The sequence below is a fragment of the Tessaracoccus flavus genome (assembly GCF_001997295.1).
GTDB classification, from domain to species: domain Bacteria; phylum Actinomycetota; class Actinomycetes; order Propionibacteriales; family Propionibacteriaceae; genus Arachnia; species Arachnia flava.
The window spans coordinates 819,664-833,600 of sequence record NZ_CP019605.1; the positions used below are offsets into that span (position 1 = coordinate 819,664).

General features: G+C 68.6%; 13 protein-coding genes. 5 read left to right on the forward strand and 8 right to left on the reverse strand.

Annotated elements, in window-relative coordinates; translation table 11 throughout:
- Positions 1-27: 27 nt before the first annotated feature.
- On the reverse strand, positions 28-909 hold the full coding sequence (locus RPIT_RS03640) for an ABC transporter ATP-binding protein (protein ID WP_077340737.1): 882 nt from the start codon (positions 907-909) through the stop codon (positions 28-30).
- Positions 910-1,043: 134 nt separating this feature from the next.
- Here RPIT_RS03640 and RPIT_RS03645 point away from each other — a divergent pair, with 134 nt between their 5' ends.
- Positions 1,044-2,045 carry a pirin family protein gene (locus RPIT_RS03645; protein WP_077340740.1) on the forward strand — a complete coding sequence of 334 codons (1,002 nt, stop codon included), beginning with the start codon at positions 1,044-1,046 and terminating at the stop codon, positions 2,043-2,045.
- On the opposite strand, the gene RPIT_RS03650 is transcribed toward RPIT_RS03645, so the two are convergent.
- The 5 genes from RPIT_RS03650 to ctaE all read right to left on the reverse strand — a co-directional run bounded on the left by RPIT_RS03650 (position 2,033) and on the right by ctaE (position 8,278).
- The gene (locus RPIT_RS03650; protein WP_237267856.1) at positions 2,033-3,439 is read right to left on the reverse strand and encodes a GuaB1 family IMP dehydrogenase-related protein; all 1,407 of its coding nucleotides are present in this window, start codon (positions 3,437-3,439) and stop codon (positions 2,033-2,035) included. The two genes, RPIT_RS03645 and RPIT_RS03650, sit on opposite strands and share 13 nt — an antisense overlap.
- Before the next feature lie 544 nt (positions 3,440-3,983).
- Positions 3,984-5,681, reverse strand: a complete 1,698-nt coding sequence (gene qcrB / locus RPIT_RS03655) for a cytochrome bc1 complex cytochrome b subunit (RefSeq protein WP_077340746.1) — start codon at positions 5,679-5,681, stop codon at positions 3,984-3,986.
- On the reverse strand, positions 5,681-6,745 hold the full coding sequence (gene qcrA / locus RPIT_RS03660) for a cytochrome bc1 complex Rieske iron-sulfur subunit (protein ID WP_077340749.1): 1,065 nt from the start codon (positions 6,743-6,745) through the stop codon (positions 5,681-5,683). The genes qcrB and qcrA overlap by 1 nt, the downstream gene beginning before the upstream one ends.
- A complete protein-coding gene (gene qcrC, locus RPIT_RS03665) occupies positions 6,742-7,551 on the reverse strand; it encodes a cytochrome bc1 complex diheme cytochrome c subunit (protein WP_077340751.1) in 810 nt (269 codons plus the stop codon). Before qcrC ends, qcrA begins: the two co-directional genes overlap by 4 nt.
- A gap of 22 nt (positions 7,552-7,573) precedes the next feature.
- Positions 7,574-8,278 carry an aa3-type cytochrome oxidase subunit III gene (gene ctaE / locus RPIT_RS03670; protein ID WP_226996326.1) on the reverse strand — a complete coding sequence of 235 codons (705 nt, stop codon included), beginning with the start codon at positions 8,276-8,278 and terminating at the stop codon, positions 7,574-7,576.
- A 101-nt stretch (positions 8,279-8,379) separates the two neighbouring features.
- On the opposite strand from ctaE, the gene RPIT_RS03675 reads away from it, so the two are divergent.
- Genes RPIT_RS03675 through trpD form a run of 3 tightly spaced genes read left to right on the forward strand, consistent with a single transcriptional unit; the run spans position 8,380 to position 10,801 of the window.
- Positions 8,380-9,351 (forward strand): cytochrome c oxidase assembly protein, encoded by a 972-nt coding sequence (locus RPIT_RS03675; RefSeq protein ID WP_077340755.1) that lies wholly within the window; start codon positions 8,380-8,382, stop codon positions 9,349-9,351.
- A 5-nt stretch (positions 9,352-9,356) separates the two neighbouring features.
- Positions 9,357-9,764 (forward strand): response regulator transcription factor, encoded by a 408-nt coding sequence (locus RPIT_RS03680; RefSeq protein ID WP_077344189.1) that lies wholly within the window; start codon positions 9,357-9,359, stop codon positions 9,762-9,764.
- Positions 9,764-10,801: an anthranilate phosphoribosyltransferase gene (trpD, locus tag RPIT_RS03685; RefSeq protein WP_077340757.1), complete on the forward strand. Its 1,038-nt coding sequence runs from the start codon at positions 9,764-9,766 to the stop codon at positions 10,799-10,801. The genes RPIT_RS03680 and trpD overlap by 1 nt, the downstream gene beginning before the upstream one ends.
- Here trpD and RPIT_RS03690 read toward each other — a convergent pair.
- Positions 10,788-11,423 (reverse strand): A24 family peptidase, encoded by a 636-nt coding sequence (locus tag RPIT_RS03690; protein ID WP_143028165.1) that lies wholly within the window; start codon positions 11,421-11,423, stop codon positions 10,788-10,790. The genes trpD and RPIT_RS03690 overlap by 14 nt on opposite strands.
- A 206-nt stretch (positions 11,424-11,629) precedes the next feature.
- Between RPIT_RS03690 and RPIT_RS03695 the strand changes: the two genes are divergently transcribed.
- The gene (locus RPIT_RS03695) at positions 11,630-12,832 is read left to right on the forward strand and encodes a winged helix-turn-helix domain-containing protein (RefSeq protein WP_077340761.1); all 1,203 of its coding nucleotides are present in this window, start codon (positions 11,630-11,632) and stop codon (positions 12,830-12,832) included.
- 75 nt (positions 12,833-12,907) lie between these two features.
- Here RPIT_RS03695 and RPIT_RS16005 read toward each other — a convergent pair whose 3' ends face one another.
- On the reverse strand, positions 12,908-13,855 hold the full coding sequence (locus tag RPIT_RS16005; protein ID WP_077340763.1) for a sunset domain-containing protein: 948 nt from the start codon (positions 13,853-13,855) through the stop codon (positions 12,908-12,910).
- Positions 13,856-13,937 lie beyond the last annotated feature (82 nt).

Below are 13,937 nucleotides of genomic sequence, written 5' to 3' on the forward strand. Positions count from 1 at the left end.
GAGGTGACCCAGACGACCAGGTGGCATTCATCGGACAACCTCTCGGTAGTACTCGCTCAGCGGACGGACGATGGGGCCGAAGGAGTGGACGGGTCCGCGGGCCAGGGCCTCGGCCAGCACTCGCTGAGCGGTGGCGGTGTCGGAGAAGGCGACCTGAGCGGTTGGTCCGTCGAGGTCGACCACCTGCACGCCGGGCTGGGTCTGCAACCAGCCAAGGTCATTGTCCGTCACGATGCGGTGGTGGGTGGGCCCGGAGGTGCGCAGCTCCTCCACCGACCCCGCGGCGATCACCTCGCCCTTGCGGAGGATGACGATGTTGTCGCACAGCCGCTCGACCAGTTCGAGCTGGTGGGAGGAGAACAGCACCGGGACCCCGCGCGTCGTGAACTCCGTGAGGAGTCCGAACATCTCGTCCACGGCGTCGGGATCGAGTCCGCTGAAGGGCTCGTCCAGAATCAGCGCCTTTGGGCCGGCGATGACGGCCCCGGCGATCTGGACGCGCTGCTGGTTGCCGAGGGAGAGCTTCTCAAGTTTGTCCTTGGCACGGTCGGCCAGGTTGAAGCGGGCCAGCAGTCGCTCGCCGGCCTGGCGAGCCTCGCGGGCGCCCATGCCGTGGAGCTCGCCGAGGTAGACGAGCTGGGACAGGATCGGCTGCTTGGGGTAGAGGCCGCGTTCCTCGGGCAAGTAGCCGAACTGGGCGCGATCCGCCGCGGTGATTGGGGCGCCGTCCCAGCGGACCTCCCCGGAGGTGGGAGCGAGCACCCCCATGATGATCCGCATGGCGGTGGTCTTGCCGGCGCCGTTGCCACCGACGAACCCCGTGAACTGGCCTGCCGGCACTGTGAACGAGACACGGTCAAGGGCGGTGAGATCGCCGAATCGTCGCGTGACCTCTAGGACTTCGAGCATGGCATCCACCCTGCCCTATGTCGGGTGCACACGAAACCTGGGGCTGCCCGTCGTTTCACGGTGAATCGTCTCCGGTCCGGCGTCGGGGCGGCAGTCCCGATGTAGCGTGGTTGAATCCGCCGAGAGGACTGGCCATGAGCAACATCGAGAGTTCACCACAGGTGATGGAATGCGGGCACGAGCCCCACCCGCCGTCGGAGGTGCAGCGCCTTGAACCGAGGCTCGTGAGCCTAGGTGAGGGAGCGGACTCGATGACCGTGCGACGCACCATCCCGCAGCTGGAGCGGTCCTTCGTCGGCGCCTGGTGCTTCGCCGATCACTACGGACCCAACCTGGTAGAGGCCACCGGCGGGATGGACGTGGCCCCGCACCCGCACACGTCGTTGCAGACGGTCAGCTGGCTGTTCGACGGCGAGATCGAGCACCGGGACTCCGGCGGGATCCACGAACTCGTGCGGCCGGGGGAGGTGAACCTCATGACGTCCGGCTTCGGCATCTCGCACTCGGAGGTCACCACAGATCAGACCGAGTACCTGCACGGCGTCCAGCTGTGGGTGGTGCTGCCCGAACACGCCAAGAACATGGAGCGGGAGTTTCAGCACTTCCGGCCCGAGCCCGTCGACGTCGACGGAGGCACCGCGAAGGTGCTCGTCGGGACTCTGGAGGAGGGCGTCTCACCTATCCACACGGAGACGCCGCTGCTGGGAGCCGAAATCGTGCTGAGGCCGGGCGCTATCTGGGAGTTCGAGGTGAACACCGGCTTCGAGCACGGCGTGCTGGTCGACTCCGGATCAATCGAGATGGACGGTGTCCTCATCGACAAGGACTCCATGGGGGTCCGCGACGCGGGCCTGGGGAATCTTCGCCTCAGCAACCCCACCGACCGTGAAGCCCGGATCATGCTGCTCGGCGGTGAGCCCTTCGATGAGGGGATCGTCATGTGGTGGAACTTCATCGGACGCAGCCACGAGGAGATCGTCGAACTGAGGGACGCGTGGCAGCGCGACGACGACCGCTTCGGCGGGGTGCGAGGCTACCGCGGCCAGCTCCGGCGCCTGGAGGCGCCGCCGCTGCCGTCGATGCGGCTGAAGCCTCGTTACCGGCGCCGTCGAGGGGGCAGGGGTCACCAGCTCTGATCGAGCGGCCGACCCTCCTCGTACCCGGACCCGCTCTGCACACCGACGACGGCGCGCTCCGCGAACTCCTCCAGGCTCCGCGCACCGGCGTAGGTGCACGACGAGCGCACGCCCGACGTGATCCAGTCGAGGAGATCCTCGACGCCCGGGCGCCGCGGGTCGAGGTACATCCGCGAACTGGAGATGCCCTCCTCGAACATGGCGGCACGCGCGCGATCGAACGCCGAGTACTCACGGGTGCGGTTCCGCACCGCGCGGGCCGACGCCATGCCGAACGACTCCTTGTAGGCGCGCCCCTGGCTATCGGTCAGTTGGTCGCCGGTCGACTCATGTGTGCCGGCGAACCACGAGCCGATCATGACGGAGCCTGCGCCTGCCGCCAGCGCGAGGGCGACGTCGCGGGGATGGCGCACGCCGCCGTCGGCCCAGATGGACTTGCCCCGTTCCTTGGCCGCTGCAGCACACTCCAGAACCGCGGAGAACTGCGGCCGACCGACGCCGGTCTGCATCCGGGTGGTGCACATCGCGCCTGGGCCGACGCCGACCTTGAGGATGTCCGCCCCCGCATTGATGAGGTCGTTGACGCCCTCTGCCGTCACCACATTGCCAGCCACGATCAGCACCGTGCGGCCGGTCTCGCCGGCGAACCGGTCGCGCTCGACCCGGGCCGCCTCCAGGGCGCCGATCATCTTGTCCTGGTGACCATGCGCGGTGTCCATGACGAGGACGTCGGCGCCGGCGTCCAGCGCGGCGCGGACCTTTGACGGGATGTCACCGTTGATCCCCACCGCCACGCCGGCGCGGAGGCGGCCCTCGTGGTCGAGGGCGGGGGAGTAGATCGCGGAACGGAGTGCACCCTTGGGGGTCATGAGGCCCACCAGCGCACCGCCGTCGTCGACGGCGACGGCGACCTTCTGGTGCTGCTCCGAGAGGACGTCGAAGACTTCGGCCGGGGAGGAGCTGACGGACACGCGGGTGACGTCGGTGGTCATGACGTCGCGCGCCTGGGCGAAGCGGTCGGAGCCGGCTGCGTCCTGGGGGGAGACGAGGCCGAGTACCCGGCGGTCCTCGTCGATGACGACGGCGACGCCGTGCGCGCGCTTGCCGATGAGCGACAGCGTCTCCCCGACGGTGGTGTCGAGCGCGACGGTGACGGCGGCGTCGAAGATGGGGTGGGCCCGCTTCACCTTGCTGATCGACTTCGCCACGACGTCGCTGGGGATGTCCTGCGGGAAGATCGCCAGACCGCCGCGGCGCGCCATGGTCTCCGCCATCCGTCGCCCGGAGACTGCGGTCATGTTGGCCGCCACCAGGGGGATCGGGGTGGCCAAGCCGTCGGTCGAGGTCAGGTCCACATCGAGACGGGAGCTCACAGCCGAGCGGCTGGGCACCATGAAGACGTCGCTGTAGGTCAGGTCGTAGCCGGGGTCACCGTGAAGGAATCGCACGTGGCCACATGCTACCCCGCCGGTCCGGGCGCCGTAACCCTGTCCTGTTGAGAGGGAGGAAGGCGTGCGGGCACCCGCGTCGTGGCCTGGCGACGACGGCGCGGAGTGCGCGACGCCAACCGTCGGCGCTCCACGCCAACGGACCGCCGCAACGCCAACAGACCGCCGCAACGCCAACGGACGGGCCGAGACGCCGACGAGACTCAGCGACGCCCCCGAGATATCACGGGCGAAGCTGATAGCCGTCGGCGTATGGCCTTCTCAATTGGCGTTTGGGTCTACCTGTTGGCGTTTCCACTTCCGGCTTGGCGTTCAGCGACGGACGGTTGGCGTTTCCCGATTCCCGTTGGCGTTTCCCGATTCCCGTTGGCGTTTCCGTATTCCCGTTGGCGTTCTGACCTGTTGGGTGGAGAGTTGGGGGCCTCTACCCAGCCCGACGACGCGAACGAGGCGCCGTCCGGGTGGACGGCGCCTCTTTCGGCTGGGAGGGTCAGTGCAGCTCGCGCGGAGGCGTCGAGCCTGAGCCGACCGCTACGTGATCATCGTCGTGGTGGTGAGCCGCCTCGATCTCGGCCGCAGTCGGTTTGGCGATCTCGTGGCCCAGATACCACCTGGACAGGCGCGCGCGGAGCTTGCTGATGCCGCCACGACGGGCGACGCCCGAGGCGTCCGTGCTGCCACCGGCAACGAGCGGCTTGTGCTGCAGGTGCTGCGTGAGGACGAACTGCTCGTCGTGGCTGAGCGGCAGGTGATCCTCGTAGTAGCGGCCCTCCGGCGTGCGGATGATGACGCCGGACTCGGAGCCGTGGAGCGCACGCTCGCGGTCGGCACGCTGCAGGGACAGGCAGATCCGCTTCGTGATGATGTAGGCGATCACGGGGCCGACGAACACGGCGACTCGCAGGAACATCGTGATCGCGTTCAGGTCGAGGTAGAACCGTGTCGCGATGATGTCGTTGCCGCCACCGATGAAGAACAGCCCGTAGGCGGTGATCCCCGCCACCCCGAGCGCAGTGCGCGTGGGGGCGTTGCGCGGCCGGTCGAGGAGATGGTGCTCCCGCTTGTCGCCGGTCAGCCAGGCCTCGATGAACGGCCACACGCCCAGCGCAGTGAAGAGCAGGCCCATGAGCCCCACACCGGGGAGGAACACCGCCCAGGTCCACGTGGTGCCGAGGAGGTAGCTTTCCCAGGCCGGCATGATGCGGATCGCGCCCTCGACCCAGCCCATGTACCAGTCGGGCTGGGACCCGGCGGTGACCTTGGCCGGATCGTAGGGGCCATAGGTCCACACGGGGTTGATCTGGAACAGGCCACCCATGAGCACCAGGACGCCGAAGACGATGAAGAAGAAGCCGCCGGCCTTCGCCATGTAGACGGGGAAGAGCGGGTAGCCCACCACGTTGTTCTCCGTGCGGCCGGGGCCCGGGTACTGGGTGTGCTTGTGGTAGACCACGAGCGCCAGGTGCGCCGAGATGAGACCGAGCAGGAGCCCGGGGATCAGCAGGATGTGGGCCATGTAGAGGCGCGAGATGATCAGGCCGCCGGGGTACTCCCCGCCGAAGACGAAGAACTCGGCCCACGTGCCGATGATCGGGATGGAGCGGATCAGCCCGTCGACGAAGCGGAGGCCAGTGCCCGAAAGCAGGTCGTCGGGCAGCGAGTAGCCGGTGAAGCCCGCCATCAGCGACATGGATAGCAGCCCGACGCCGATCAGCCAGTTCACCTCGCGGGGCTTACGGAACGCGCCGGTGAAGAAGACGCGCAGCATGTGCACCGTGGCCGAGGCCACGAAGAGCAGCGCCGCCCAGTGGTGGATCTGGCGCACGAGGAGACCGCCGCGCACATCGAAGGAGATGTTCAACGTCGAGGCGAAGGCCTCCGAGACGGGCATGCCCTTGAGGAGCTGGTAGGAGCCGTCGTAGTGGATCTCCGCCATCGACGGCTTGAACCAGATGGTCAGGAAGACGCCGGTCAGCAGCAGGACGATGAAGGAGTAGAGCGCGATCTCGCCGAGCAGGAACGACCAGTGGTCCGGGAAGACCTTGCGGAGTCCCGCTTTGCCGATCTTGCCGAGCCCGAGCCGCTCGTCGGCCCAGCCGAGCGCGCCGGGAGCCCCGCCGCCCTTGCGGGGGGCCTGCTGGGCCTCGATGGCGGGGGAGGCGTCAACGACGCTGGTGGGCTTGGCCATCACTGGTCACCGTCCTTGAAATCGTTGCGCGAATCGCGCTCGAAGTAGCTGGGGCCGACGGGGACGCTGAAGTCGCCCTGAGCGACGAGGTAACCGTCCTGGTTCACCTTGATGGCGAGCTGCGGGAGTGCACGCGCGGCCGGGCCGAAGACGGGGACACCGCTGTTGCCCAGATCGAAGGTGGACTGGTGGCAGGGGCACAGCAGGTGGTGCGTCTGACGCTCCCACAGCGAGATGGGGCATCCGACGTGCGTGCAGATCTTGGAGTAGGCGAGGATGCCGCTGACGTGCCAGTCCTTGCGCGACTCGGGGATCTTGATCGAGTTGGGATCCATCCGGACCACGATGATCGCGGCCTTGGCCTTCGCCTGGTGCGCCTCGACGCCGTGCAACTCCCGCAGGTTCTCCGGCTGCGCGTTGACGAGCTGGCCGATCTCGATGTCCTCGGGGCGGAGCTTGACCCAGTTCTCGTCGTTGACGAGGACGACGTCCTCGGCCCAGATGGTCCGCTCGATCGTCTGCTCGCGCACGCGCTTCGTCGGGTGGGGTCCCATGTCCGCGAGGAGCACGAGTGCGGGCACCACTGAGATCCCGAGCGCCCCGCCGAGGGCCCCGAGCAGCAGCTTCCGGCGGCGGACGCCCGACTGCTCGACGCCCTGGTCGTACAGTGCGCCCAGCGCTGCCCGGTCCTCGGCGGAGGTCGCCGCGGTGTGGCGGAACTCCACCGACTCCTCGTCACCCATGAGCACGCGTGCCCATTGGATGACGGCCACGCCGATGAGCGTGACGGCGAGGCCTGCGGTGAGGCCGAGGCCGACGTTGAGGGCGCTGGCCCGGATGATGCCGAAGTCGAGCACCATGTCCTTCGGCACCGCGAAGTAGATGACGACGAACGCGATGGCCAGCAGCGGTACGAGGCCGAGCATGGTCAGGATCGCCAGATAGGCCCGGTTCCCGGCGCCCTCGTTGACGTCCGTGTAGCGCGGGATGTGCTCTTCCAGCCCCGGGTTCGCCACGCTGTGGCCCAGGTCTGGGTCGTGCACCGGGAGGTTGTCGTGGCTCATCGGGCGCGAGCCCCCTTCTTAGCGATCCAGGTGGCGATCAGCGCGAAGCCGCCGATGCCGATGATGAAGGCCCAGAAGCCCTCGGAGACTGGTCCGGCGTCACCCATGGTGATGCCGCCGTAGTTGGCCTGCTCCTCGGCACCATTGAGGTAGGCGATGATCTCGGCCACACTCTCGTCGGGCATGACCTCCTTGGAGAACAGCGGCATCTGCTGCGGTCCGGTCCGCACGGCCTCATAGATGTGGACGTCGGAGGTCTCCGCCAGGGAGGGAGCGAACTTGCCGTTGGGCATTGCGCCGCCGCCGCCCACGATGCCGTGGCATGCCGAGCAGTTGGCGCGGAAGAGGGCGCCGCCGCGGGCGATCGCCTCGGCCTTCTCGTCGCCTTCGAGGGACAGGGTGTAGGCGGATTCGGCGGGGATTCCGGGGCCGGGGCCGAGCGTGGCGACGTAGGCGGCCACCGCCTCGATCTGTTCCTGCGTGTAGTTCACCTTGCGGGCGGGCAGCTGCGCCTCCTGGCGGGCGGCCGGCATGCGTCCTGTGCCCATCTGGAAGTCGACGGAGGCCGCGCCGACACCGATCAGGCTCGGCCCCTGGGAGGTGCCCTCGCCGCCGAGCCCGTGGCAGGACGAGCAGGTGAAGTCGAACAGGGCCTTGCCCTCTTCGATCTGCTGGGTCATCTCGGTCTCCGCGGACGAGCGCTGCGGGCTCACGGCGGAGTAGCTGAGACCGACCAGGAGGAGAGCCAGGATCAGCAGGAGCGGCCTGGCCGCCCCGTGCCGTCTGAGGGTGGAAAAGATCTGCACGATGAAGTCTCCCGGTCTTTCGTCAGCGGAGGAAGTACAAGACGCCGAACAGGATGATCCAGATGACGTCGACGAAGTGCCAGTAGTAGGACACGACGTGGGCGCCAACGGTCTGCTCGTGGGTGTGGGTGCGGGTCATGTAGGAGCGTGCCAGCACGTACCACATGGCGACGATGCCACCGAAGACGTGGATACCGTGGAAACCGGTGGCGAGGAAGAAGACGGACCAGTACTGGTTCGTGGAGATGGTGTAGCCCTCGCTGAACAGCGTGAAGTACTCCCACACCTGCCCGGCGATGAAGACCGACCCGAGGATCGCCGTGATGATGAACCCCTCGCGCATGCCCCACCTGAGGGGGTTCAGCCACGAGCCGCTGACCCTGCGCGCCTCCGCCGCGTTGGCCGCGAGCTGGCAGGTGACCGAACTCAGCACCAGGATCGCGGTGTTGACGCTGGCGAACGCCACGTCGAGGTGAGCGGTGTTCGTCTCCCACAGCGACGCCACCCCGGCGGAGGCCGCGGCCTCATTGGTGAGGTTGCGGATCCAGAAGTAGGCGGCGAACAGCGCAGCGAAGAACATGAGCTCGCTGGCGAGCCAGACGATGACCCCGACCGAGACGGTGTCAGGTCGGCCGTAGGGCTTGTTCAGACGTGCAGAGGGCAACTGGTGGATCGCGCCCGACGGCAACTCCGTTGGTGCGATCAGATCTTCATGTTTCGTGGCCACGCCGTCATTATTGCCGGAAAAAACGTATTGGTCACGCCGACCGCGCGAATCAAGACGACCCCGGTTGGGATCCGCCATGGGCCAGTGCGATAATGCGCCCTATGTTTACCGGGGTTTTGGCCACTTTTCCGCTGCACGCCAAGCCCGACGACGACATCATCCCGCTCGAGGGCGCCCGCTACTTCACGGCCTGGGAGTTCCCCCCCTGGGCGGTCCTGATGCTGGTGACGGTGGCGGGGCTGTATCTGTGGGGAGTCCTCACCCTGCGCAGGCGCGGCGACGCCTGGCCGGTCGTGCGCACGATCTCCTTCGTCGGCCTGGGGCTCGGCTCCATCGCCGTGGCGAGCTTCTCCTTCCTCGGCGTCTACGACACGGTGCTGTTCTGGACCCACATGATCCAGCACATGCTGCTCAACATGATCGCCCCGGTGTTCCTCGTCTACGGCGCCCCCGCGACCCTGGCGCTTCGTGCCCTGCCCAAGCGGCAGCGAGGATGGCTGCTCGCCGTCCTGCACTCGATGGTGGCCAAGATCCTGCTGTTTCCGCCGCTCACGACCGGGCTCATGGTCGCCAGTCCCTTCGCGCTGTACATGACCGGGTGGTACGAGCTGACCCTGCGCAACGACTTCTTCCACGATTCGCTGCACCTCTATCTCGTCACCGTCGGCACGCTCTTCTTCTTCCCCCTGCTCGGGGTCGACCCGGTGCCGATCAAGATGCCCTACCCGATCCGCATCCTGCTGTTCTTCCTCACCATGCCGTTCCATGCCTTCCTTGGCGTCACGATCATGGGTTCCAGCAGGCTCATCGCGGAGGAGTGGTATCTGGCTTTCGATCGCGATTGGGGCCTGGCGCCGCTCACCGACCAGACCTACGCGGGCGGGCTGATGTGGGCCACCGGCGACCTCACGATGCTCGCCGCGATGATCACGATCTTCGTCCAGTGGATCAAGGAGTCGAACCGCGAGGCCAAGCGCGTGGACCGTGCCCTCGACCGCGAGGACGCCGCGCGCGCCAGGGCTGCACGACTTGGCTACGATGAGCCTGTCAGCGACAACCACGCGAAGGAATGACCAACATGAGCGAAGCCCCCGCCAAGGTGCTTGTTTTCTCGGACGATCGCAACGTGCGCGAACAGATCCGGCTGACGCTGGGCCGCAAGGTTGCCTCGGATCTGCCCGACATCGAGGTGTTCGAGGTCGCCACCCAGGGGGCACTGCTGCGTGCGCTGGACACGGATCTGGGTTACGCGCTCATGATCTTCGACGGCAATGCCCAGCCGTCGGGCGGCTTCGGCCTGGCCCACCAGGTCAAGGAGGAGTACGCCGACTCGCCCCCCATCATGCTGCTGATCTCCCGTGAGGCCGACGCCTGGCTGGCGACCTGGGCGCGCGCCGAGGCCGTCGCGCCGTTCCCCATCGACCCTGTGACGATGCCGCAACAGGCGGCCAACCTGATCCGCGCCCGGCTGGCGCAGGTCGCTTGATGTCGGGGTACACCTGGCCTGACATCCTCACCGGCCTCGTTCGGCGCGAGGGCCTCGAGGCCACCGCCGCCACGTGGGCGCTCAACGAGATCTTCGCCGGCCGCGCCTCCGACGTGCAGATCGCGGCCATGTTGACCGCCCTGCGGGCCAAGGGGGAGAGCGAGGACGAGATCTCCGGCCTGGCCGACGCGATGCTGGCCAACGCCATGCCGATCGCGCTCGATCCCGACGCCGTGGACGTGGTCGGCACTGGGGGAGACCGCGCCAACACCGTCAACATCTCGACGATGGCGGCCATCGTCGCCGCCGGTGCTGGGGCCAAGGTCGTGAAGCACGGCTCGCGCGCCGCGTCGTCGCAGTCCGGCACCGCCGACACCCTCGAGGCGCTCGGGGTCAGGATCGACCTGGAGCCGAACCGTCAGGCCACCGTCCTGGACGAGGCGGGGATCGTGTTCCTCTTCGCCCAGCATTACCACCCCGCGATGAGGAACGTCGCCGGGGTGCGCAAGGCGCTCGGCATCCAGACCACCTTCAACTTCATCGGCCCTCTCGCCAACCCCGCGCAACCGCGCGCCATGGCGCTCGGCGTGGCCAACGACGCTGTCGCCCCCGTCATCGCCCGCGTGTTGGCCGAGAGGGGCACGCGCGGGATGGTGTTCCGCGGGTTCGACGGGCTCGATGAGCTCACCACGACGTCGTCGTCGGACGTGTGGATGATCGCGGAGGGCCGCGTGCACCGCACGACGCTCGACCCGGTGGATCTCGACCTGGAGCCTGCTGCCCCCCATGACTTGGCCGGAGGCGAACCGGCGCACAACGCGCAGGTGGCCCGAGACACGATGAACGGGAAGGCGGGCCCCGTCCGCGACATCGTCGTGCTCAACGCCGCCGCCGCACTGCTCTCCTACCGCGGCATCTCCACGGTGGAGCCGCTCGTCGATCAGCTCCGCGGGCCGCTCAAGGCAGCGCAGGAGGCCATCGACTCGGGTCGGGCGGCGACGACGCTCGAGACGTGGGTCGCCGCTACCCAGCGATAGCCTGCGCCACGATCGGGCCCAGCCAGAGGGCAGGCCCGTACGGGAAGTGGGCCGGGCGGGCCCGGTCGCGGCGGGCCCAGAGGGCGTGCGCGATCCCGTGGACTGCGCCGAGCACGGTGCCTGCCAGCAACGAGGCGGCCCAGCCGCTCGCGCCGCCGAGGCCCGCGACGGCGCCGACGAGGAATGCCAGCCGGACGTCACCGAACCCGAGCGCGGCGGTGACGCGCCACGCGGTGTACAGGAACAAGCCGGCCGCGGCGGCTCCGGCCGCGGCGGCGACGGCCGTGCGCCAATCCGTCAAGGCCACCGCGATCCAACCAGCCGCCATGCCGGCGGCGGCCAGCCAGTGCAGTCTCTTCGGCAGCCAGGTCGTTCGGAGATCCACGTAGACCAACGGGGCCCCAAGCCCGAGGTAGGGCAGCCAGAGCATCCAGTGGAGCGGCTCGACGCCCGCGACGAGGCCTGCCAGCAGCGTCGTCGCGGCGATGGCGATCCAGCTCCACGGGGTGGACAGCGACGCGAAGTCCGGCGCCTCGGGGTCGGCGACGCGCACGCGCGGCACGACCCAAGCGAGCACCGCGACGGCCAGCAACGCCGCGCCCACCGCCGGTTCCCACATCACGCCCCCACCTTAGGGCGAGCGCCCGTCCGACCCGCTGCTTTCCTTCGGCCTGGGGATAACTGGGGCACGGGAGTTGAGCAAGTGAGATGGGTGAACGTTTCAAAACGACGTCACCCCGGCGTGTCGCGGCGTCGACCCATCTCAATTGCTCAAGTCAGCTCCTGCCGACGGCCCAGCGGAGAGGCCGGGGCGCGTAGGCTTCGACGGTGCCCCGACGTCTCACACTCGCCGCCGCCCGCCGTGTCGCCGTCGCGGCGCAGGGGCTCGCCGCCCCGCGGCCATCCCGCATCGGACCCGCGGCGCTCGGGCGCGCGATCGGACGCATGGGAGTGCTCCAGCTTGACTCCGTCAACGTCTTCGAACGTTCCCACTACATCCCCCTCTGGTCGCGGTTGGGCCCCTACGACAAGGCGGTGCTCGACCGCCTCCTGCACCACGATGCGGGCGGCGCGACGCTGGGCGCCTACACCGAATACACCGCGCACGAGGCCACGGTGCTGCCCGTGGCGGACTGGCCGCTCTGGGCTTGGCACCGGGCACGGCCGGAACGGCCGCGATACGAGCAGTGGCAGCGCGAGAACGCCTCGCTGCTCGACGAGGTGCGCGCCGAGTTCGCCGAACGAGGGCCGGCGCGCGTGCGTGATCTGGACCACCCCGACAACGTGGCCCTGGGCTCCGGGTGGTGGAACAAGAACCGCGTGCACAGCGCCGCGACCGCGCTGTTTCGCCGCGGGGATCTGGTGGTGGTCGGACGCCGGCGGTTCGAGAGGGTGTTGGCTCCGGCCAGCGTCCTCCCCGTGGAGGCGCGCTCTGACGTCGCCGAGGCCGACGCCGTCCTGGAACTGATCCGCCGGGCGGCCCGGGCGTACGGGGTGGCGACACTGGACGACCTGGCCGACTATCCACGACTGTCGGTGTCGACGGCGAAGGCGGCCGTCACCCGGCTGGAGGAGGCCGGCGAACTCGAGCCCGTCGTCGTCGCGGGATGGGACCGACCCGCCTGGCTCGCCGCCGGAACGACGGTGCCGCGCACCACCGCGGCCGCCGCGATCCTGTCCCCGTTCGACCCACTCATCTGGTACCGGCCGAGGGTGGAGAGGCTCTTCGGGATGAGGTACCGGATCTCGATCTACACGCCCGCCGCACAGCGCGAGCACGGCTACTACGTCATGCCCGTCCTCATCGACGACGAACTCGTCGGCCGGGTGGACCTCAAGAGCGATCGGGGCGCCGGGGCGCTCCGGGTGCAGCACGCCCACGTCGAGGGGCACGCCGCCCGCAGGGCACCGCAGTTGGCAACGCGACTCGCGCCGTTGCTGCAGGAGGCCGCGAGTTGGCAGGGCCTCACCGGGGTGACGGTCAGCGGCGCGGGCACCTGGGCGGCCGACGTGGGGCGCGCTTTGAGCTAGAACCCGTCCTACCCGCAGACGCAGTTGGGCGGCACCCCGTGAGGTGCCGCCCAACTGTCTTGTAGTGGTGTGGAGTCAGCGCTGAGCGCGGGTGAATCCCGCAGCCTCGGCTGCTTCCTCCGAGTTGAACCACACCTCGGCGATGGTGCGCTCGTAACCGCCCGTGCCTTCGACGTGGTACTTCTTCGACCGTTCGTTGCCCTTGATGTTGAAGCCCTCCGGCGGGTTGTCCCCGACGTAGGAGCCATCACCGTAGTGCTTCTCTTCCGTGGCCTCGGCCTCGACGGAGTCGACCGAGTCACCCTCGACCGGTGCGCCGTCGACGCCGGCGCCGACCTCGCCCGGCTGGGCGATGGGCTCGGTCTCGGTGGCAGACGGTCCGCCCTCGCTCGTCATGTCCTCGGCCTTCGCCTCGTCGTCCGGCGCCACCTCATCGGTGGTGGCGGTGTCGGCGGCGAACTTCGCGGCGGTCGAGAACGTGTCGTTGTTGTTCTGGTAGGCCTTGCTGGGCTCGTGAGCGGTCCACCCGTCGTCCTTCGGCGCCAGGAAGTGGCGCACAGCGGCGACTGCACCGGCCAGGATCGCGCCGACGGCGAGCAACTTGCCGACCTTCTTCAGCTTGCTCGGCTTGCGCACCGGCTCCACCTCGCCCTTGAGCGCCCGCACGGCGGCGGAACCGCGCTTCGAGGCCTCCGCCAGCGCGGGGTGCTCGGCAGCGTGGTGCAGTGCGTCCTGCAGCTTCGGCAACAGATCGTCGGCCACCTTGCCGCGGACGGCGTCGACGGCCGGGGTAACGCGATCCAAAGCGTCCTTGAGGTGGGGCTCAATGTCGTCGAGGCGACGAGACGCGAAGCTGGCGGAGCGGACCTTGGCATCGTGCAGATACGGCCCGGCCTGTTCGCGGGCTTCGTTCAGCAGATGCTGCGCACGTTCCAAGCCCTCCTTCAGCGCGACTGCTCCGTAATCGGCGGCGGCGGACGCGGTGTCGGCGGCGGCCTTCTTCAGTTCTTGTGACTTACCCACAAGTTCCTCCCATAGTTGTTGGCTCGTAATCGAGCAACCTCCACGCTACCTCGTTGTGGGGTTCGCTCAAGGGGGTAGCGGG